This window comes from Pseudomonas rhodesiae (assembly GCF_013285305.1).
GTDB classification, from domain to species: Bacteria; Pseudomonadota; Gammaproteobacteria; order Pseudomonadales; family Pseudomonadaceae; genus Aquipseudomonas; species Aquipseudomonas rhodesiae.
The window spans coordinates 3,421,439-3,442,674 of the sequence record NZ_CP054205.1 but is presented as its reverse complement, the minus strand read 5'-3'; the positions used below and the strand labels follow the sequence as shown (position 1 = coordinate 3,442,674).

Annotated in this window: 18 protein-coding genes; 16 read left to right on the top strand and 2 right to left on the bottom strand. The window is 60.9% G+C overall.

The window, feature by feature from the left end:
* Positions 1 to 438 precede the first annotated feature (438 nt).
* The 16 genes from tssA to HRH33_RS15380 are packed head-to-tail and all read left to right on the top strand — an operon-like array spanning position 439 to position 20,323.
* Positions 439 to 1,986: a type VI secretion system protein TssA gene (gene tssA / locus HRH33_RS15450; protein WP_167417691.1), complete on the top strand. Its 1,548-nt coding sequence runs from the start codon at positions 439 to 441 to the stop codon at positions 1,984 to 1,986.
* 33 nt (positions 1,987 to 2,019) lie between these two features.
* A complete protein-coding gene (tssB, locus tag HRH33_RS15445) occupies positions 2,020 to 2,517 on the top strand; it encodes a type VI secretion system contractile sheath small subunit (protein WP_034138392.1) in 498 nt (165 codons plus the stop codon).
* Positions 2,518 to 2,544: 27 nt separating this feature from the next.
* The gene (tssC, locus tag HRH33_RS15440; protein WP_034138391.1) at positions 2,545 to 4,020 is read left to right on the top strand and encodes a type VI secretion system contractile sheath large subunit; all 1,476 of its coding nucleotides are present in this window, start codon (positions 2,545 to 2,547) and stop codon (positions 4,018 to 4,020) included.
* A 13-nt stretch (positions 4,021 to 4,033) separates the two neighbouring features.
* Positions 4,034 to 4,435, top strand: coding sequence for a type VI secretion system baseplate subunit TssE (gene tssE / locus HRH33_RS15435; RefSeq protein ID WP_094066673.1), 402 nt, complete (start codon positions 4,034 to 4,036; stop codon positions 4,433 to 4,435).
* A complete protein-coding gene (gene tssF / locus HRH33_RS15430; RefSeq protein ID WP_167417692.1) occupies positions 4,425 to 6,200 on the top strand; it encodes a type VI secretion system baseplate subunit TssF in 1,776 nt (591 codons plus the stop codon). The genes tssE and tssF overlap by 11 nt, the downstream gene beginning before the upstream one ends.
* On the top strand, positions 6,164 to 7,165 hold the full coding sequence (tssG, locus tag HRH33_RS15425) for a type VI secretion system baseplate subunit TssG (RefSeq protein WP_123479956.1): 1,002 nt from the start codon (positions 6,164 to 6,166) through the stop codon (positions 7,163 to 7,165). The genes tssF and tssG overlap by 37 nt, the downstream gene beginning before the upstream one ends.
* Before the next feature lie 13 nt (positions 7,166 to 7,178).
* Complete coding sequence (tssH, locus tag HRH33_RS15420; RefSeq protein ID WP_167417693.1) at positions 7,179 to 9,746, top strand: type VI secretion system ATPase TssH; 2,568 nt, start codon at positions 7,179 to 7,181, stop codon at positions 9,744 to 9,746.
* The gene (locus HRH33_RS15415) at positions 9,743 to 11,278 is read left to right on the top strand and encodes a sigma-54 interaction domain-containing protein (RefSeq protein ID WP_167417694.1); all 1,536 of its coding nucleotides are present in this window, start codon (positions 9,743 to 9,745) and stop codon (positions 11,276 to 11,278) included. The genes tssH and HRH33_RS15415 overlap by 4 nt, the downstream gene beginning before the upstream one ends.
* Positions 11,279 to 11,333: 55 nt before the next feature.
* The gene (locus tag HRH33_RS26430; protein ID WP_080758744.1) at positions 11,334 to 11,465 is read left to right on the top strand and encodes a type VI secretion protein; all 132 of its coding nucleotides are present in this window, start codon (positions 11,334 to 11,336) and stop codon (positions 11,463 to 11,465) included.
* A gap of 17 nt (positions 11,466 to 11,482) precedes the next feature.
* Complete coding sequence (gene tagH, locus HRH33_RS15410; protein WP_167417695.1) at positions 11,483 to 12,670, top strand: type VI secretion system-associated FHA domain protein TagH; 1,188 nt, start codon at positions 11,483 to 11,485, stop codon at positions 12,668 to 12,670.
* 5 nt (positions 12,671 to 12,675) lie between these two features.
* On the top strand, positions 12,676 to 13,176 hold the full coding sequence (tssJ, locus tag HRH33_RS15405; RefSeq protein WP_034138384.1) for a type VI secretion system lipoprotein TssJ: 501 nt from the start codon (positions 12,676 to 12,678) through the stop codon (positions 13,174 to 13,176).
* A complete protein-coding gene (gene tssK / locus HRH33_RS15400) occupies positions 13,163 to 14,491 on the top strand; it encodes a type VI secretion system baseplate subunit TssK (RefSeq protein WP_167417696.1) in 1,329 nt (442 codons plus the stop codon). The genes tssJ and tssK overlap by 14 nt, the downstream gene beginning before the upstream one ends.
* Before the next feature lie 5 nt (positions 14,492 to 14,496).
* Positions 14,497 to 15,360 carry a type IVB secretion system protein IcmH/DotU gene (gene icmH, locus HRH33_RS15395; protein WP_425326809.1) on the top strand — a complete coding sequence of 288 codons (864 nt, stop codon included), beginning with the start codon at positions 14,497 to 14,499 and terminating at the stop codon, positions 15,358 to 15,360.
* Between the two features lie 15 nt (positions 15,361 to 15,375).
* Entirely contained in the window at positions 15,376 to 18,756 is a 3,381-nt protein-coding gene (gene tssM, locus HRH33_RS15390; protein ID WP_167417697.1) for a type VI secretion system membrane subunit TssM, read from the top strand.
* Complete coding sequence (locus HRH33_RS15385; protein ID WP_244962425.1) at positions 18,753 to 19,484, top strand: PP2C family protein-serine/threonine phosphatase; 732 nt, start codon at positions 18,753 to 18,755, stop codon at positions 19,482 to 19,484. The genes tssM and HRH33_RS15385 overlap by 4 nt, the downstream gene beginning before the upstream one ends.
* Positions 19,481 to 20,323: a serine/threonine-protein kinase gene (locus tag HRH33_RS15380; RefSeq protein WP_167417699.1), complete on the top strand. Its 843-nt coding sequence runs from the start codon at positions 19,481 to 19,483 to the stop codon at positions 20,321 to 20,323. The genes HRH33_RS15385 and HRH33_RS15380 overlap by 4 nt, the downstream gene beginning before the upstream one ends.
* A gap of 8 nt (positions 20,324 to 20,331) precedes the next feature.
* Here the strand turns inward: HRH33_RS15380 and HRH33_RS15375 are convergent, their stop codons facing one another.
* Together HRH33_RS15375 and HRH33_RS15370 are read right to left on the bottom strand one after the other, a co-directional pair.
* Entirely contained in the window at positions 20,332 to 20,667 is a 336-nt protein-coding gene (locus HRH33_RS15375) for a DUF6388 family protein (protein WP_167417700.1), read from the bottom strand.
* A complete protein-coding gene (locus HRH33_RS15370; RefSeq protein ID WP_034138379.1) occupies positions 20,660 to 20,926 on the bottom strand; it encodes a hypothetical protein in 267 nt (88 codons plus the stop codon). The genes HRH33_RS15375 and HRH33_RS15370 overlap by 8 nt, the downstream gene beginning before the upstream one ends.
* Positions 20,927 to 21,236: the final 310 nt, after the last annotated feature.

Here is a 21,236-nt window from a genome sequence, read left to right as displayed (position 1 = left end):
AATGCTGCCGGTTGGTCAAATGCCTATAACAAAAAACGTGCCGAAAACTGTGATGACCAATAGGGCCACGCTCTGCGCCGAATCTTCGTCTGTGTTTATCTAAAAAAACGCCTTGAAATGCAGATAAGTTGGAGAATGTGTGCGCATAAGTGCGCATTTAATTGCTCGCTATTATCTTCCTTTAATTATCTAGGTTTCCACGGCCTGGCTGTACAGGGTGTGAGTATTCAACTGCGCAAAAAGCTGCGCAGGCCCCTCATTCAGAGGCTTGTAGGAAATGACTTAAGTATTGGGTGGCTGCTTGCTCAATGGTCTTGGCATGACTAAGGTTTGCGAACTTCGTGGAAGTTAAGGCGAAGCCAGGATGGCAAGTTGATAGGTTGGTCTAGTTGTTATTGTCTTGTCTTGAATCTAATGCTTAGTTGCGTATGGTCCTAAATGGTCTATTCAGGAAAGTTTTGTACTTATTATTTGGAGCTTGCGCAAGCTCCCTGCTCGCAGTCGAATTTTGCGGGCGGCGATGTGCGGTTTTCAACTGAGTATGAAACCCTCGAATTCGAGCTGGGCAAGGCCCAATCCATACATGGTGCGTGCCAGCCGGACTGGCAGAAAGTCGTGGCAACCGCCGAGGTTCTGCTAAGGGAACAATCCAAGGATCTTCGCGTGGCTGTCTGGTTGGCCTGGGCGCTGCATCAGCGTGAGTCCTTTCCTGGTTTGCTGGCCGGATTGAAATTATTGCGCCTTCTCTGTGAGTGCCATTGGTCGGAGGTGTATCCCCGAAAAACGCGCACCCGTGCCGCTGCGTTTCAGTGGTTGGTATTGCGCCTGGAGGCATTGCTCGCGCGCCACTTGGCCCTCCAGGACCAACAGCCGCTTTTTCGTGCGGTCGTTGAGGAGCTGGAGGGCCTGGATGAGCTGTTGAGCCGTCATCTGAAAGAGGACGCGCCTTTGCTATTGCCGATTTGCAGGCAATTGACCCAGCAGTTGGAGCGCGCCGCGCAGAGCCAACCGCCGGCCACAGGATTGACCGGCGTGATAGCCCAGGTGAAGCAGGCCACGACACAACTGATCAAGCCTGAGCCGGTGCTGGAGAGTGAGAAGGATGCGCACAAGTGGCTGCGAGCATTGCAGGAGCAGGCCCGTCCGCTCTGCGCCTGGTGGTTGCGCCAGAACGCTACCGACCTGCGTGCCTTGCGCCTTAATCGCACGCTGATGTGGCTCTCCCTGCTCAGCTATCCGGACGCCGACAGTGAGCGCATCACCGCGCTGCGCGGCCCAGCACCGGACAAGCTCAAACGCCATCACGAACGCTTTGCCCAAGGCCATTACGCCGATCTGCTGCTGGAACTTGAGGCCAGTCTGGCCGGCGCGATGTTCTGGTTCGACGGCTTACACATGGTCTGGCAATGCCTGGAAGCCCTGCAGGCCGAGCTGGCCATGACTGAACTGGAAGTGAATTTTGCCCTGCTGCTGCAGCGCCTGCCGAACCTGCCTGAGTTTCGCTTCCACGACGGTAGTCCATTTGCCGATGCGGGCACACGGGACTGGATCGCCACGCAGGTTTTACGTCACCTGCGGCCGCCCGAGGCGCCGTGCGAGGCCGTCGAGGAGGCGCCTTGGGAAGTCGCCTTGCAGGCCCTGCAGCCCAGGCTGCGCAAAGATGGGCTCAAGGCCGTCGTGCATGAACTCAAGCGGGGGTTGCATGGAGCTCGCAGCGACCGCGAGCGCTTTCACTGGCGCCTGGCACAGGCCCGGCTGTGCGTGCAGGCGGGCAAACATGAGTTGGCGAAGATCCAGCTCGACCATCTGGACCTCGAGTTGCAACGAACGGGGCTGGAGCGCTGGGAGCCGGAACTCGCTGTCCACGTCACGCAGCTGTTGCACCGCTGCTGTGACCTGTTGCCACAGAGCCATGCCGTACGCGAGCGCAAGGAAGACACCCACCGCAGGCTGTGCCTCTTCGATCTCGAAGCGGTACTTGAATAGGCTTTCGAGCCACTCGAAAAAAGGAGAAACACCATGGCCAAAGAAGGTTCGGTTGCACCCAAGGAACGCATCAACATCACCTTCAAACCTGCCATCGGCGCTGCCCAGGAAGAAGTCGAACTGCCGTTGAAACTGCTGGTGCTGGGAGATTTCACCCAGCGCGAAGACGCGCGCAAGCTCGAAGATCGCAAGCCTATCGCGATCGACAAAAACAGCCTTGACGAAGTCTTGGCCAACCAGGCGCTGAGCCTGGCGCTGAACGTCCCCAATCGTCTTCAGGACGACGCGGATGTCGAGGAGCTGGGGATTCAGGTGCGCATCCATTCGATGAAGGATTTCAACCCCGCCCATCTGGTGGAGCAGATTCCGGAGTTGCAGAAGCTCATGGCTCTACGTGAGGCATTGGTGGCGCTCAAGGGACCTCTGGGCAACACGCCGAGCTTTCGTAAAGCCATCGAACAGGCGCTGGCCGATGACGAGTCCCGCGCACGGGTATTGGCGGAACTGGGCTTGAGCAGCCAACCCGCCTGACATTTTCAGTAAAAGGACACTGACGCCATGAACAGCCAAGCGATACAGACCTCGGTCAACGCCACCGAAGAACACAGCATCCTCGACAACATTATTGCCCAAACATTACTCAGCGCCGACGACGAAGCCTATGCCATCGCCAAGCGCGGGGTATCGGCCTTCATCGAAGAACTGATCAAGCCTCAGAACAGCGCAGAACCGGTCAAGAAGCGCCTGGTCGATCGAATGATTGCCGAGATCGACACAAAGCTCAGCCTGCAAATGGACGAGATTCTGCACCATCCGCAATTCCAGGCACTGGAATCCGCGTGGAGGGGCTTGCAACTGTTGGTCGACCGCACCAATTTCCGCGAAAACATCAAAATCGAACTGTTGAACGTTTCGCGCCAGGACCTGCTCGACGACTTCGAAGATTCGCCTGAGGTGACGCAATCGGGGCTCTACAAGCATATCTACAGCGCTGAATACGGTCAGTTTGGTGGCCAGCCGGTGGGCGCGATAATCGCCAATTACTTCCTGGCGCCCAGCGCTCCCGATGTGAAACTGATGCAATACGCGTCCAGTGTGGCCTGCATGGCCCATGCGCCGTTTATCGCCGCGGCCGGGCCGGGGTTCTTCGGCCTTGAGAGCTTCACCGGCCTGCCTGACCTGAAGGATCTCAAGGATCATTTCGAAGGCCCGCAGTTCGCCAAATGGCAGAGCTTTCGCGAGAGCGAGGATTCCCGTTATATCGGGCTCACCGTCCCGCGCTTCTTGCTTCGTACGCCTTACGATCCCCTCGAATGCCCGGTCAAGACCTTTGCTTATCGGGAAAACGTGGTGAACAGCCACGAGCACTACCTGTGGGGCAATACCGCCTATGCGTTTGCCACGCGCCTGACCGACAGCTTTGCGCGGTTCCGCTGGTGCCCCAATATCATTGGCCCACAAAGCGGCGGCGCGGTGGAGGATCTGCCGTTGCATCACTTCCACAGCATGGGCGAAATCGAGACCAAGATTCCCACCGAAGTATTGGTGTCCGACCGTCGAGAATATGAGCTGGCGCAAGAGGGCTTCATTGCTCTGACGATGCGCAAGGGCAGCGACAACGCCGCGTTCTTTTCCGCCAGTTCCGTGCAGAAGCCCAAGCACTTCGGCATCAGTGCCGAGGGCAAGCAAGCCGAGCTGAATTACCGTCTTGGCACTCAGTTACCCTACATGATGGTGGTCAACCGCCTGGCTCATTACTTGAAGGTCCTGCAACGCGAGCAGTTGGGCTCGTGGAAGGAGCGCACCGACCTGGAGCTGGAGCTCAACAAGTGGATTCGCCAGTACGTCGCAGACCAGGAAAACCCTAGTGCCGAAGTGCGTGGCCGGCGGCCGTTACGCGCGGCCCGTATCGTTGTCAGTGACGTTGAAGGCGAGCCCGGCTGGTATCGGGTCAATCTAAGCGTGCGACCGCACTTCAAATACATGGGCGCGGACTTCACCTTATCCCTGGTCGGCAAGCTCGACAAAGAATGAATCGGGGCCAGGGATGATGCGCAACCAACGCCTTTTCGAGCGTCTTGATCGCTCCGCACCTCACTCAAAATGCTGTGCGAGTTCTGTCGCGGCCCATCTGGGCAAGATGCTCAGCATCCGCGCCGGCAGCGTCCAAACGCTGCCGGATTACGGCTTGCCTGACCTCAACGATATGAACCAGAGCCTGCACGAAACCCTGAGCCGGTCGCGACTACTGATCGAGCGCTTTATCCGGACCTACGAGCCGCGCTTGCAGAATGTCCTGGTGCGCGTCTTGCCCCGTGATCAGGAACCATTGGCCCTGGCATTTTCCATTGAAGCCACGCTGAGTGTTGACGGTGTCACGAAGCCCGTCACCTTCACTGCGCGGCTTGGCGACGCCGGTCGTAGCGAGGTCCATGCCGATGTCCGCTAACCGCTATTACCAGAGCGAACTCAGCGCGCTACGTCAGTTAGGCCGGCGTTTTTCCGAGCGCAACCCGGCGCTTGCGCCATTTCTGGGAGAGACCGGCAAGGACCCGGACGTAGAGCGTTTGCTGGAGGGTTTTGCTTTTCTCACCGGTCGCCTGCGGCAGAAGTTGGATGACGAGTTACCCGAGCTGACGCATTCGCTGATGCACTTGCTTTGGCCCAACTATATGCGACCGCTGCCGGCGTTCAGCATCCTCCAATTCGACCCGCTGCGACATGCCGGCCCCGGCGTGACCGTTGCGCGGGATACACCTGTGGAGAGCGAACCGGTCGACGGTGAGCGCTGCCGTTTCCGAACTTGTTACGCCACTCAGGTTCTGCCGTTTCAACTGAGCGCCCTGGAGTACAACGTTCAGGGCGAGCGGGCGGTGTTGAGCTTGCGCTTGGACATGAGCGGAGAGGGGAATTTCAGCGCGTGCGTATTTGACCGACTGCGCCTGCATCTGGCCGGGGACCGGTATATCAGTCAAGGCCTGTATTTGGGGTTGCTGCGTCATTTGGACGGCATCGAGTTACGGCCGTTCGGTCGCGACGGCGTTGGAATCGATGGCGGCAATGGCCAGGATCTGTCGCTGCGAATTAGCGCGCAGAGCGTACAACCCGTAGGCTTCGCTGAAGAGCATGCACTGATCCCTTATCCGCCCAATACCTTTCGCGGATACCGTCACCTGCAGGAATATTTTGCCTTTCCCGACAAGTATCTGTTTGTCGATTTGGTTGGGCTGGATGTACTGCAGACGTTGCCGACCGCAGCCCTCCAGCAAGCGTGCGGTGTGACGCTGCGTTTTGAGCTGAGCGGTCGTTGCCCGCAACTCCAGCAACCTACGCTGGATAACGTGAAGCTGTACTGCACGCCCATCGTCAACCTGTTTGAACATGACGCGGTTCCGATCCGCCTGGATGGCAAACAGGATGAATACTTGCTGATCCCTGGAGAATACAAGCGGGGCAATGCCGACGTGTTTTCCGTTGACCGGGTGACCGGGTGGCGCCCCGGAGGGTTGGGGTATCAGGCATACGTGCCGTTTGAATCCTTCGAGCACGACGCCAACGAGGGCTCACCCTGCTACAGCATTCGCCAACGCGCATCCGCACATCACGGCGGTCTCGATACCTGGCTGGGGTTTGGCAATGGCGTGGGGCAAAGCCAGGAAACCCTCTCGGTCGAGCTGACGTGCACCAATCACAACGTGCCTCGGTCGCTCAAGGCGGGGGCAATCAACCAGCCCTGCGAACAAACTCCCGAAGGCCTGTCGTTTCGCAATATCTGCGCGCCGACCGAGAGTTTTGCGCCGCCGCTGGATCAGGACTTTCTTTGGCGGTTGATCAGCAACATGTCGCTCAACTACCTGTCGTTGAGCGACATCAGTGCGCTGAAGGTCGTCCTGCAAACCTACGACCTGCCGCGTTACCACGATCGGCAGGCGCAAAAAATCAGTCAGAGAAAGCTGGACGCATTGCGCTCCATCCAGCACACGGGGGGCGACCGATTGCATCGCGGCATGCCGTTTCGCGGCGTGCGAATCGACTTGACCGTCGACGCCCAGGGCTTTTTGGGGCCCGGCGAGATTTTTATGTTCGCGTCGGTACTCAATGAGTTCTTCACGCTGTACGCCAGCCTCAATGCTTACCACGAACTACGAGTCATCAGCACACAAGGAGACGTGTACCAATGGCCAATCCGGATGGGCCAACAGCCCCTGCTTTAAAGCAACTGAGCCGAGTCATCCGTGAGTACTCGCTGTTCCAGGCGATCGCTCGGGTGATCGAGCAGTTGCGCGATGTGCACCCGCTGCTGGATGACGACGCGTTGTATGAGCGCTTGGAGTTTCAGGCCAATCCAGGGTTGGGGTTTCCCGCTCACGATATTGATCGCTTGGAGTTTTTTGTTGAGCAGGGTCAATTGCGCGCCCGTCTTCGCCTCAACGTCATGGGCCTATGTGGCGCGGGATCGCCGTTGCCTGCGTTTTACGCGGAACAGGCATGCGCCGAAGGCGCTGATGCAACCCGCGATTTTCTGGATCTGTTTCACCATCGATTGCAGCGACTGATGCTGGGGATCTGGCGTAAATATCGTTACCGCACCTGTTTCGAGACAGGGGCACGGGACGCCTTTTCCGAGCAGATGTTTGCGTTGATCGGTTTGAGGGGCCAGCCGATTCGCGCTGCCGCCCAACTGGACTGCAAGCGGCTGTTGCCCTACCTGGGACTGCTTGGCTTGCGAGCCCATTCGGCGGCCTTGATCGAAACGGTGCTGCGTTACTACTTCAAGCACAGCCGCTTGTGGATCGAGCAATGGGTTGAGCGCTCGGTGGCGATCGCTCAATGCCAGACAAACCAGCTAGGCGTCGCCAACAGTGTGCTGGGCCAGGACAACGTGCTGGGCAGTCGTGTCGCCGACCGTGGCGGCAAATTCAGGGTGCATGTGCACAACCTGGGCTGGCAGCGCTTTCACGGTTTTTTACCCACTGGCGCGGACTATCCGCAGCTGTGCTCGTTGATACGGCTGACTGCGCGCGATCCGCTGGAATACGACTTGCGCCTGGTGCTTGCGAAAGAAGAGATCAGGCCGCTGCACATCGGCGAACACAACGTCTGCCGGCTGGGATGGACCAGCTGGCTCGCGCACGACTGTGCTGACGGTGTGCTCATCGTGGCCAGCGACGCACATTAGGGGATCAGCAAAGATGATAAATGTAGACCTGCAACAACTTATCCGCACATTGGCCCCACAGGCACGGCGAGATCTGGAGCGGTCCGCCGAGCGATGTGTCACACGGGGTGGCCATGAGGTCTTGGTAGAGGACTACCTATTGGCCTGGTTGGAGCACAGCGATTGCCTTCTGGCACGGGCATTGGCCGACGTTGGTGTCGAGGTCGGCGAGCTGCAAGCCATCTTGCAACCAAAAGCGCAGGCAAACGCGTCACGTAATCCGGTATTCGCCCAGGCGCTGGTGCAATGGTTGCAGCAGGCATTGCTCGTTGCCCACTTGCAATTGCATCAAACCGAGGTGGATCACGCCGCGCTGCTATTGGCGCTGCTGCAGCATCCGCAGCAGCATGCCGGCTGTGCTTACCAAGAGCTGTTGAGCCGTGTGGATACGCAGCGTGTGCTTGAGTTTGTGTCGAGTCGCGCCGTTGAAACCCCGCCTGCATTGGCTGACGAGTCCTGCCTGGCACGGTTTACCCACGATCTGACACACCAGGCGCAATCCGGGCGCATCGACCCGGTGCTGTGTCGGGATGATGAGCTTCGCCGGTTGATCGACATCCTTGTGCGCCGACGTAAGAACAATCCGCTATTGGTCGGCGAAGCCGGAGTGGGCAAGACCGCAATTGTCGAAGGACTAGCCCTGCGCGTTGTCGGCGGCCAAGTGCCGGAACTGTTGAAGGATGTGCGCGTGCTGACCCTGGACATGGGCATGCTGCAAGCCGGGGCCAGCATCAAAGGTGAATTCGAGCGGCGCCTCAAGGGGGTGATCGAGGAGGTCAATGCATCCCCACGCCCGATTATTCTGTTTATCGATGAAGCCCATACCCTGGTGGGAGCGGGAGGCCCAGCAGGTGGGGCTGATGCCGCCAACCTGCTCAAGCCGGCGCTGGCGCGCGGTGAGCTACGCACCATTGCCGCGACCACCTGGTCCGAATACAAGCGTCACTTCGAGAAAGACCCGGCCCTGGCGCGGCGCTTCCAGCCTGTCCATGTCGGTGAGCCCAGCGTCGAACAGGCGGTTTCGATCCTGCGTGGGCTAGTGCCGGTGCACGAAACCAGCCATGGGGTCTACGTGCGTGACGACGCCGTCGTGGCGGCGGCACACTTGAGTGCCCGTTATCTGGCGGGTCGACAGCTACCCGATAAAGCGGTGGATGTACTGGATACCGCTTGCGCGCGTGCGCGGATCAGCCGGGTTTGCGCGCCTGAGGCGTTGCAGCGTCTGGAGGCGGATCTGGCCGAAGGCGCCCGACAACGCCTGGCATGGATTCGCGACAGGGATGCCGGGGTGCCGGTGGATACGCAGGCTTTGCACGCGCTGGATCTTCGCTTGGCGGCAGTAGAGAGCGAGCGGCACTCATTGGAGCAGCGTTGGCTCGAACAGCGCGCGTGCGCGGAACAGGCACTGACTCTGCGCCGGCACCTGGAGGACGCTCGCCGTGTAGGGCAGGGCGTCGACGCCCTGGAACAGGCACTTGGCGAACAGAGACGCGCATTGTCTGCACTGCAAGGCCCGCAGCCATTGGTTCATCTTGAGGTTTGCCCACGCCTGGTGGCCGAAGTGATCAGCGCGTGGACCGGGATTCCGGTCGAACGCCTGGCGTTTGAGCACAGTGATGCGGTCACTGGGTTTGCCCAGGCACTGCGTGCACGCATCCTCGGTCAGGAGCCTGCCGTGCAGGCACTGGATCGTAATCTAAGAGCGGTCGCCGCTGGCCTCAATAAGCCCGACGCGCCGGTCGGTGTGTTTCTGCTGGTGGGACCCAGCGGCGTAGGCAAGACCGAAACGGCCCTGGCCCTGGGCGACTTGCTCTACGGCGGTGAGCGCTTTGTCACGACCTTGAACATGTCCGAGTACCAGGAGAAACATGCGCTATCTCGGCTGATTGGAGCGCCGCCCGGTTATGTCGGATACGGCGAGGGCGGCGTGTTGACGGAGGCGGTGCGTCAACGACCGTACTCGGTCGTCCTGCTGGATGAAGTGGAAAAGGCCGACCCGGAGGTGCTGAACCTGTTTTATCAGATCTTCGACAAGGGCCTGGCCAACGATGGCGAAGGTCGGGAAATCGACTTTCGCAATACGCTGATCCTGATGACGTCCAACCTGGGCAGCGATTGCATTACCGATCTGTGTTCCGGCGCCCAGCGGCCGGATGCGCAGGCGCTGCACGCGGCGATCTATCCCCTGTTGCGTGACTATTTCAAACCGGCGCTGTTGGCGCGCATGCGCGTATTGCCCTATTACCCGATCGCGGGCGATGTGCTGCAGCAGTTGGCCAGGGCCAAGCTGGAGTGCCTCGGGCGGCGGTTGGAAGGACGCCGGCTGGCGTTCAGCTATACAGCGGAACTGGTCGCGCATATGGCTGACCGTTGCAGCCATAGCGACAGTGGCGCGCGCTATATCGACCAATGGATCGAGACCCATCTGATGCCACAGATGGTCGACCGTCTGTTGGAGGCGATGGCCGTCGGTGAATCGCTGTCGCGCGTCCATGCCGATCTTGACCACCGTGGACAACCGATCTGCGAGTTCAGCCAATGACGGACAATCTCTTTAGCCAACTGCCCCATCCCCTGGCTTATGCCGAAGCATTGTTGGGCTGGTTCACGCGCCTGGGCACCGACAGTGACGAGGCGAGCTTGCCCGAGCTGTGTGCCGCGGCGACGGCGCAGCTTAGCGAGTGCGAACTGAGCCAGTTGTATAAGTACGACGAGACGACGGGTCGGCTTGAGCTGATTGCCCAGCACCTAGCGGGTACCTTGCCGCCAGGCGGACGGCTATGCGGCGACGACGTTCAGCATCAGCCGCTGTTGCAGTATGTCCTCAAGCAAGCCAGCCCTCTGAACCTGGATGACCTGAGTGGTAGCGTTTACGAGAGCGGCTTCTTACCGGCGATGGCGACGCCGTGGCAGTCGTTGTCATGTATACCGCTGTTCGGTCAGCGTGAATGCCTCGAAGGCTTGCTGTTGTGCGCCAGCCTGCGCCCCAGACCCTTGCAGGACTATGCCCGGTCATTGGGGCAATTGGGCAGCTTTGCGTTGACGCAATTGGGTTTACTGCGCCGCGTGCGTCCTGCCCACAGCCGCGCGACGAACCAGGTCAGCGCGCGAGCCCCTCAAAGCACTCACGGCCTGATCGGCACCAGCAAAGCGATGGCCGATACCTGTCGTTTGATCGACAAGGTTTTGCAGGCTCCCTACACCGTGCTGCTAAGCGGCGAGACCGGCACCGGCAAAGAAGTGGTGGCGCGCGCCATCCATAGCGCCGGCCCGCGCAACGGCAAGGCGTTCGTGGTGCAGAACTGTGCCGCCTTCCCCGAAGGCTTGCTGGAAAGTGAGCTGTTCGGCTACCGCAAAGGCGCCTTCACCGGCGCCGAGCGCAACCACATCGGTTTGTTCGATACCGCCGATGGCGGCACCTTGCTTTTGGATGAAATAGGCGACATGCCGTTGTCGCTGCAGGCCAAGCTATTACGGGTGCTGCAGGAAGGTGAAATCCGTCCGCTGGGCGCCAGCGCGGCCCATCGGGTGGATGTGCGCATCATTGCCGCGACCCACCGCGACCTGACGGCCATGGTGGCCGAGGGGACATTTCGCGAGGATCTTTATTACCGTTTGGCGCAATTCCCCATCGAGCTGCCGCCTTTGCGCGAGCGAGATGGCGATGTACTGCTGTTGGCGCGGCATTTCGCCGAAAAGGCCTGTGTCGCATTGGGTCGGTCAACGGTGCAATGGTCGAGTGCGGCGCTCGATCAACTGTCCGGTCATCCGTTCCCCGGCAATGTTCGCGAACTCAAATGCCGAGTCGAACGCGCGGTATTGCTGTGTGACGAAAACCTGATCCTGCCGGCGCACTTGTGCCTGGAGCCGAAGCCGGTAGTGCCCTGTGTCGATGCGACGTTACGCCAGCGCCTGGAGCGGGTTGAGCGGGTATTTCTGCTCGATTGCCTTCACAAGAACCGTGGTAACCGGACCCGTACCGCCCGTGAGCTGGGCGTGGCACGTCGCACGCTGCTGTATCGACTTGCGCGTCTGAACATTCCCTGTGGCGATGTGGCGGGGAGTGCTGAATGAGCCGATCAAGAATGTGTTGTCCGACCGCGTACCTGAATTTTCCGGGAGAAACCTGATGCTTCTACGTCCGTGGCAAGCCTGGGGGCTTGTGCTGTGTCTACTGAGCGGCTGTAACGCCAACTACGTTTTTGATGATGCCGATTACCGTCCGCTGGGCGACCCCCAAACGACGCGTCGTGGTCAGTGAGCAAGGAGTGCCGAGCGATGCAATTAGTGTTCGAGGTATGTGACACCGCCAGCGGTGAGGCGCCGCTGCGCAAGGTGTTTGACCGCGTCGGGGGTGTTATCGGTCGTGGCGCAGGATGCGACTGGGTAATTCCGGATGCGACGCGGTTGCTCTCCAGCCACCATGCGTTGATCGGCTACCGAGATGGGCAGTACTTTCTGACGGATGTCAGCAGTAATGGCATTGGCGTGGCAGGCGGCATGGAGCGTTTGAGGAAGGGGCAGGCGCGGCTGATCGCCGACGGCGAGGTCTATCAGCTGGGCGCCTTGGACATTCGGGCGCACTTGCGACCGCGCTGGATGACGCAGGACGACCGGCAGGCGCTGGCCTGCGCCGACACCATTCCAGATGACGCATTTCTTGGACTGGACCCGATGCACGCCTTGGCGCATGAGCAACGGCGCGATGAGTCTTGCGAGGAGCTGGATGCGCTGGCGCACAGTGTAGAAACGCCCACCTGTTCGTTTGCCCATAGCGCCGTGGAGCGCGATCACCTGACGCTGCCGAGATGGGCGCAACCTTCCAAGCGCATGCCGCCCCCTCCACCTGACCGAAGCGTGCCCGAGCTGCCGGCAGCCTTCTGGGCGCAGTTTGGCGACGCCCTGGGCCTGCGGATGGATGGGCTCGATAGCGTGGCCTGCGAAGCGCTGGCGATCAAAGTGGCGGGCCTGTTCAGACAAACCGTCGAGGGAATGCAGCAATGCCTGCGCACTCGAGATGAGCTGAACAATGAATTGAACCTGGGCGCAGCCATGCCTGGCTTCAAAAGCCATAACCCGCTGAAAGACTGCCTCGATACCCAGGCGACCATAACGGCATTGCTGGGCGCGGGCGAGCTGGGTCAATTGTCCGCCGAGTTGGCGCTGGCTCAAGCCTGTCGGGAGATACAAGTCCATCAGTTGGCGTTGGTGGTGGCTTGTCGAGCGGCGGTGCGCGGCGCGCTCGCGGCGTTCGCGCCGAGCCATTTGATGCTGTGCTTCGAGCGAGAAGGTAAACCGGCCAGGTTCACCACCGACGGCGCGTGCTGGCGCGCCTATCAGCGTCACTACCGACATCTGGTCGATGGGCTCCCCCTGGATGAACAGCTGTTGAACAGCGATTTTTCCAAGGCCTACGAGGAGCAGGTGCGCTTGGTTTCCACGTTGCATGCGGCGTACCCAGGATGAGATTTATGTATCGAACCTTTATTGCATTGATGCTGTTGGCGCTGAGCCTGTCGAGCGGTTGCAGTCATGTAGGACCGTTTTCAACCCTGACCAAATTGGACCTGACATTGACGGCCGGCGAAGCGCTGAACCCGGACTTGCACGGTCGGCCTTCCCCCGTGGTGGTGCATTTGCTGGAGCTGCGCCATCCGGTCGCGTTCGAAAATGCCGATTTCTTCAGCCTGTATGCCCGAGCTGAACAAGCATTGCCTAAGGACTGGGTGAACTCCGAGGAGCTGGAACTACGCCCCGGTGAACAGGTGGCGCTCAAACTCAGCATCGAGCCACAGAGCCGTTATGTCGGCGTGCTGGCCGCTTATCGGGATTTGCCCCATGTGCAATGGCGGCTGGCGTTGCCCGTTGCCCCGCAACAGCGCACGCGTGTCGAAGTGACGTTGGACGAATCGGGTATTCGTCTTGTGGATCCGTTCGCCAGCCGGTCGGGGAACTCAAATGCAGGCCTATAAAGTCATCTGGCAGGAAGGCATGCTGCTGCGTCCTCAGCACTTGCAGCACAACGACCGTTATTACCAGCAGCAACTCAATCAGACACGCCTGTTGGGCAGTGACGGTTGGGGATTCCTGACGCTGCACGTCGATACCCAGCACCTCAACCTGGGCAAGGTGGTGCTTACCCAGGCCAGCGGGATGTTTCCCGACGGCAGTCTGTTTGCATTGGACAGTGCCGACGAACCGCTGGTATTGCAGGTTCCCGTCGGTGCCGGCGGTCAGGCCGTGTACCTGGCGTTACCGCTGGCGATCGGCAATCAGGTCGAAGCGCGGCTCCCGGAGCAGGGCGACGTGCTTGCGCGGTATGTCAGCTGTGAACTTCAAGTCGGCGACTCCAACGCGGGTGCCGATTCGCGCTGCCAGATTCATTGCGCGCGCCCGGACCTGCGATTGGTGTTGGGAGAGCAACGCGATGATCCGCTGCTGGTGAAACTCCAGGTGGCCCAGGTTGTGGAATCGACGCGGGAAGGGGGCGTGACGCTGGATGCGGATTTCGTACCGACCTTCCTCTATCTGCAGCGTTCTGGCTACGTGGCGTCGTGCGTCAAGGAGGTGATCAGCCTACTCGCTACCCGGGGCGATGCGATTGCCACGCGCGTCCAGGGTAATGGCGGATCGGCGGGCGCTCAGTTAGGTGACTTCCTCATGCTGCAATTGATCAACCGTACGGAACTGCTCTTGCATCACTACTTGAGCCAGCCCCAGGTCCGTCCAGAAGCGGTGTATCGCCAGTTGCTGTCGTTGCTCGGAGAGCTATCGACATACGGCACCGATAACAAGCGCGCGCAGTCGCAGGGGCGGTACCGACATGACGACCAGGGTGAGAGCTTCCGAAGCTTGATGGACGGCATTCGAACGGCGCTGTCGCGGGTATTGGAGCAGTATGCGACCCAGCTCGCGTTGCAACCGCGTCAATACGGCGTGCTGGTTTGCCCGGTCAGCGATCTCAAACTGCTGGGTTGCGCCACCTTCATTCTGGCGGCCGAGGCGCAGTGCGATTCGGAAGAACTGCGCCACCGTCTGCCGGCGCACCTCAAGATCGGCCCTGTGGAGCGCATCCGTGAGTTGGTCAACCTGCACCTGGCGGGTATCAAGCTCAAGCCGCTGCCGGTGGCGCCGCGGCAGATCCCGTTCCATGCCGGCAAAACCTATTTCATGCTCGATCTCAGTGCCCGCGACATCACACACCTGGAGCAGTCGGGTGGCTTCGCCTTCCACGCCAGCGGCGAGTTCGCAGGACTGGAACTCAACTTTTGGGCCATCAGGAACTGAACATCATGACTATGGACAGTGAATACCCGCAGGACGAAAAAACCGTCCTGCTAGACCGCGAGGGCAACCAACCGGCACAGGGGGCGCTGACGGACTTCCCGACGCCCCCACGCTTCGAACAGCTGGAAGACCGCATGATCTACTCGGCCGCCCTGCAGGGCGTGCAGAGCTTCGATATAGGGCCCAACACTTTGGTAACGGCGGCCTGGGATCTGCTGTCCCAGGTGGTGCAGCTCAAGGCCAGTTCCGGCCGGGAGAGCTTGCAGAGCCTCAACGATCGATTATCGGCGGGGGTCTCGGCATTTGAAATGCGGGCCTCCCATGAGGGGGCGGAAAAGAGTCAGGTCATGTCTGCCCGCTATGTGCTGTGCAGTGTGATTGACGAGGCGGTGGTGACGACGGCGTGGGGTGCCCGCAGTGACTGGTCGACCATGAGCCTGCTGAGCCGTTTTCATCAGGAAACCTTCGGCGGCGAGAAATTTTTCCAGTTGCTGGAGCGTTTGTCCCGCGACCCGATCAAGCACCTGGCCATGCTTGAACTGATGTACCTGTGCTTATCGATAGGGTTCGAAGGCCAGTATCGCGTCATGGAGCGTGGAGCGGCGCAACTGGAAGCGGTACGCGATGGTTTATATCGACAGATCCGGCACGTGCGCGGTGAACGCCTGCAGTCGGCGGCGTCGGTTGAGCCTGGGCGAGCAGGCGACACACGGTTGCGGATGATCTCGGCGACCTGGGTTGTTGTCCTGACCGTCGCCTGCTTGCTGGTGGTGTACTCCGGGTTTGCCTGGGTCTTGCGCAACGAGCGCATGACCGTCCTGCAACCCTTTCAATCCGTGGCGCCGGATCAGACGCGGGCGCCGATGTAACGCTGGGAGCAATCAATGAACGCATTCTTCACGGGCGTGGGCAGAGTGCTGCGCAAGAGTTGGGTCTGGAGCCTGCTGCTGGTGTTATGCCTGGCGGCGCTGGTGTGGTGTTTCGGGCCGTTGTTGGCGGTGGACGATTATCGATTCTGGCAAGGGGCCACGGCACGTCTGCTGAGCATCAGCGTGCTGTTTCTGCTGTGGGGCCTGGCGATGGTGGTAGTGGGAGGGCGGCGCGCGGCATGGCTCGACAGGCCGGACCACCAGGCGCGACATCAACGTCAGGTGTTGATCGACCAAGAGCGGCGGCAGGTGCGCGGGCGTTTCAAGGAGGCGTTGCAAACCCTGAAAACCTCACGCTGTTATGGGGAGCATGGCGAACGTTGGCGCAATGACTTGCCCTGGTACCTTCTGATCGGCGAACAGGGCAGTGGCAAAAGCCAGTTGTTGGCCGCCGGCGGCGTGCGGTTTCCGCTCGACCGGAGCGACCCACCCTCAGGCACGACCGCCTACTTTGATTGGTTCCTGGCCGATGAGGCCGTGATCGTCGAAAGCGCCGGGCGCTATCTGACGCAGCCCGATGGTGAAGTGGACGAAGCAGGCTGGGCGACGTTGCTGGGCTTGCTCAAATCGCGGCGCCGGGCACGTCCGCTCAATGGCGTGGTGGTGACGCTGGCGGTGGACACCTTGCTCGGCGGCAACGAACACGACTTGGATCTGCATGCCCGTCATGTGCATGCGCGCTTGCAGGACATCCACCAGACGCTGCATATGGATGTGCCGATTTATCTGGTGTTGACCCAGGCTGACCGCTTGCCGGGGTTTGCCGAATTCTTCGATACGCCTCAGGGGGACAGCGCCCAAGCGGTATTGGGAGAGCGTTTGCCCGCCAGTAAAACCGGTACCGAGATGGCCCAGGTACGCGATGCCTTTGAAGCCTTGCTCAAGCGTCTGGGCACGGAGCTGATCCCGCGATTGCACCAGGAGCGCAGTGCCGAGCGGCGCGGCGTCATGCTTGATTTTCCTCGGCAGGCCGCGCGAATCGCCGAGCGGTTGTGCCTGTTCGTGGAGTCCGGGTTCTCGGCTCATCGCTTCCAACGTATCTTTGGACTGCGCGGGTTCTATCTGACGAGTGCGGAAACCGCTGACAGGCGCGGCCATTTTGTTCAAGGCTTGTTCAAACAGGTGATTTTTGCCGAGGCCGGCCTTGCGGGGTTGCAGACCTCGGAGCGACGTCGCCTCCATCTTCGTCAGGGCTTGCTGATATTGGCGGCATCAGGGGTTGTGGTCGGCAGTGGGGCATTGTGGACGCACAGTTATTCGGCCAATCATCAGCGCCTGATGCAACTGGTGCAGCTGATCGCGCCTCAACCCCCGGCGACACCAGGTTCGGACGCCACTCTGGCGTTGCTGCCACTGCTGGACAGCCGGCTGGCTGCCACCCAGGTGTTTCCCGCGGTGACGGATGCACGCCGGATCGAACGGGCTGGGCTGTATCAGGGCGAGAGCAGTCGCCCGGTGTTGGTGACGGCTTATGAGGACGCGCTGCGCCAACAATTATTGCCCGAGGTCGCGGCGTTGCTTGAAGCGCAGGTGCAGGCCACGCTGAACGACCGCGAAAAGTTGATGGACAACCTGCGGGCCTACCTGATGCTCAATTTGCCCGAGCGTCGGGACGCGACCTGGCTGGCCGAGCGCGTGGCGGCTCAGTGGGCCGCGCTATATGGCGGGGATAGCTCGGCGCAGAACAGGCTGAACGCGCATTTCTCATATTTGCTTAGGCTATCTTTTGAATCGCCGTTGAATGCCGAACGGGTGGCAGCGGCTCGCCAGGCCCTGCGCGGAGAGTCGCTGGCGGGTGTGATCTATCGGGTATTGCGTGATCAGGCCCGCAATCTGGAACCCTATCGCTTGGCGGAGGGGGCAGGGGTGACGGTGGGCGAGCCCCTCATTCCGGGGTTCTTTACCCAACAGTACGTGCAGCACTTTGAAAAGCAGGGCCAGCGTCTGGTCAATGGGATTGTCCAGGACAACTGGGTACTCGGTGAAGGCGGCGATCTTAGTCCGATGGATATGCGGCAGTTGATGCAGGAGCTGGAACAACGCTATTTCAGCGAGTACGCCGATACTTGGAGCCGTGCCTTGAGCCGCGTCCGTCTGGAACCGAGCGAAACCCTCCGAGAGCATGTCGATACACTCGCGGGCCTCTCCTCGATGCAATCACCGCTGGTGCGTTTGTTGCAGCAGGTGCATGAGCACACGCGTTTTCCGACGGCTCATGAGCGCCTTGGTGGCGTACAGAAGGCCATCGAGCGCGGTACCTCGACTCAGAGCGAGGCGGCCGCAGGGTTGCTTAGCGGCCTCCAGGCGCAGGCGGTGCCGGACTCCGCTCGCCGTGCGTTGCTGCGTCGCTTCGAGCCCTTGCACCAGTTGCTGGATGCCGAGCGCAACCCCGACGGCGAATGGTTGCAGGCCTTGCGGCTGCTCCACGAGTGGCACTTGCAATTGGTCGCCCTGAACCGCGAAGGGGCGACGGAGCAGGCGGCGTTCAAGTTGGTCAAGCAGCGCATGGAGGGGCAGCAGCCGCTGTTAGGCCAACTGCGCGACAGAGCGGCGCGCCTGCCGCTGCCCCTCAAAGGCTGGCTCGAAGCTATCGCTGACGACAGTTGGCGATTGCTGCTCGATGATGCGTATGTGCACGTCAATCAGCGCTATCAGAGTGAGGTCTATGGCTTCTACGCCAAGGCTATCCAGCGTCGATACCCCTTCAATGCGCAAGCCGCGGGCGAGGTCGCGCTGGGGGATTTTCAGGAGTTCTTCAAGCCAAGGGGCGCCATGGCGCGTTTTTACGAGAGCTACCTGAAGCCTTTTGTAAGCACCGAAGGCAGCCGCTTCCGGCTGCGCGGCTTGGATGGCCGCAGCCTGCCGATGTCGCGCTCGTCCCTGGAGCAACTGGCCAAAGCTCAACTGATTCGCCTGGGTTTTTTCAGTGAGGAGCAGGGCGAATGGGCCGTTCGTTTCACACTGGCACCCTACAGCCTGGACCCGACGGTTAGTCGCGCGGTCCTGCGTATCGGCGATAAGCAACTGGAGTACCGCCACGGTCCGATCGTGCCGACGACGTTCCATTGGCCTGAAGAGGCAGACAACGGCCGCAGCAGTCTGGTGCTGGAGCGTGGCGCCCAGCGGCCATTCGGTATCGAGAAAAACAGCGGGCCCTGGTCGTTCTTCCGCTTCTTGGATCTGATGCAAAGCGAGCCCGCCAATGGTCGCAATGCCCAGGTACTCAAGGCCGATCTTGCGGGGCTGCGCGCCAACTTCCTGCTCAGCAGCGCACGCCACCCGGGCCCGTTCCAAATGGCGGCATGGCGAACTTTCCGTCTGCCGGAGCAGCTGTGAGCCAACTGCGCGACCCGTGCCGCAGCGCCGGGCGCACCGAGCGAGGCAGGACGCGTGCGCGCAATGAGGATGCATTTCTCGATTGCCCGCAACACGGTTGCTGGGCCGTGGCCGATGGGATGGGCGGGCATCGCGCCGGTGATGTGGCCAGCCAGTGGGTGATCAGCAGCCTTGCCGCGCTGCCGCGCCAGAGCAATTTCGACCAGCGGCTCAAGGCCGTGCGACATTGTCTGCGGGTACTGGACAGCCGGCTGGGCCGAGCGTTGCCCCTCAATGCACGCGCGCCGTACGCAATCATGGGCAGCACGGTTGTGGCGTTGTTGCTGGAGGGCAATCGGGCGGCCTGCATCTGGGCAGGGGACAGCCGTTGCTACCTGTGGCGCGGGCAGCGCTTGTATCAGCTATCGCGAGACCATTCCTTGCAGCAGCAACTGATGGACACGCAACGCTTGACCCGGCAACAGGCGCAGTCCCACCCGGCAGCGAGGTCTCTGACCCGTGCGCTGGGCGGGCGGCAACCGCTGACGCTGGAGGTGTTGGAGCTGTGTACTCGTCCTGGCGATGTGTTTTTGCTTTGCAGTGATGGTTTGTATCAGGGCCTCGGCCTTGACGCCTTGGGACGCGCGCTGAGTAGGGGCGCACCCGGTCAGGTGGTGGATCGGCTGTTCACCGAGGTGCTGCGTGGGCCGGCAGCGGATGACTTGACGGCCGTGGTGGTTCAGCCATGACCGCCGGGGTGGGGCCGACTGATGTGCTGGCAGGGCGTTATCAGCTTGAGCGCGTATTGGGTTCCGGCGGCATGGGCGTGGTCTATCGGGCTCGCGACCTGTTGCATGAGGCGTTCGGCGACGCCAACGCCTGGGTCGCCCTGAAACTGCTGGGCGAGCCATTGGCCCAGTCCCCGGATGGTCATGTGTTGCTGTACAGCGAATTCGCCCTGACCCGCAGCCTGCGACATGAGCATGTCGTGCGGATGTTCGCCTTCGACGTCGACACCGTCCGTGAAGTGGCGTTCTTCACCATGGAGCTGTTGCAGGGAGTGACCCTCGATCGCCTGCTGTTGGAGTGTCCGGAGGGTTTGCCGTGGAGCGAACTGCAGCCTCTGGCGCTGCAGTTGTTAGATGCCTTGAGCTACGCCCACCGGCAGGGCGTTCTGCATGGCGATGTAAAACCGGCGAATATCCTGTTGGGCGACGAGGGGTTGCGTCTGTTCGATTTCGGCCTGGGCCACGGCCAGGCACAAGAAGCGGCGGGGTTGCCTGGTTTGAGCCGTAGCCGTCTGAATGCCTGGACGCCTGCGTACGCGGCACCGGAACTGATGGCGGGAGGGGAACTGTCGGCCTTGGCTGACCTGTACGGCGCGGCGTGTGTCGTCTATGAACTCGCCCAGGGCCGCCGCTCGGCGCCACGTCAGCCCGACCAGCCGCTGCCCCGACCGCGCGGCTTACCCAGGCGGTGTTGGCCAGCGTTGCGCTCGGCCTTGCATTGGACGCCGGAGCAGCGAAAGGTCACGGTGGCACAGCTGCGCGAGGCCATGGCCGGCGTCAGACGGTGCTGGTTCGTGTAGCGGCGGCTTTAACCGGGCAGGTCGTGCAACTGGCAGTAATCGGCCCAACTCATGCCCGCCATCTGCGCCACTTCCTTGTGCACTTCCAGGCGCTGGGCTTCGAACGCTTCGGGAGAGTCACTGGTGAGCTTGAGCGTCAGCTCCCAGGCAAACAGGCCCAGGCGCTCGGCTTCGGCTTCGAAGGCCTCGTGCAAACGTTCGGCGCGGTATTCGGCCAGGGTTTCGCCTCTGGCACGGGCGGCCAGAGGATTCAAACCGTCCAGCTCGGCGACCAACGTCGGGTGCGCTGCCTGAAAGCGTTCGAGGGCTAAGCGGTGATTGTCGCCGGGGTCGGATTCAAGCACGGGAGCCCGCCTCCAGATGCGCCTTTCTGCGCCGGGCACGTTTGCGCAAGTGTCGGTTCACCCGGGATTGCAGTGGATCGAGAATAAAGAACAGCAAGTAAGCTGTCAGTACCAGCGTCAGGTCAATCCAGGTTCCGCCAATGGGGCCCGAAACCTCTTCGATGACATCTTTGATCAAAAACAGCAGCGCTACACCGCTTAACCACAACGCTGCGTTAAGCAGCAGTGGGCGCATCGCATTCGACAACTTATGTTGCATTTCGAGCTTACCTCCTTGGTACCTGATACCACCCAGGCGCTGTTCCCTGAACGGGCACCTCAGCCTGAGACCTCACCGGGCTGCCCATAACGCCTCAAAAGCCGGCAATAGTACCCGTTCAAGAAAGATTAGGAATTTTGCCTGTCCGAAAGTTCAATAAATCGTCAGCGAAAACTTACCGATGCTGCGACAGCCAGCCAATAAAATTGCAGGCCCAGCCTTCAAATCTCTTTCGCTCCCGATGCCAGGACGTGTAGCGTTAGCCCGTGTTTCCGGGGCCCTGCCTTAAAGGGCGTATGCGATGGGCAGA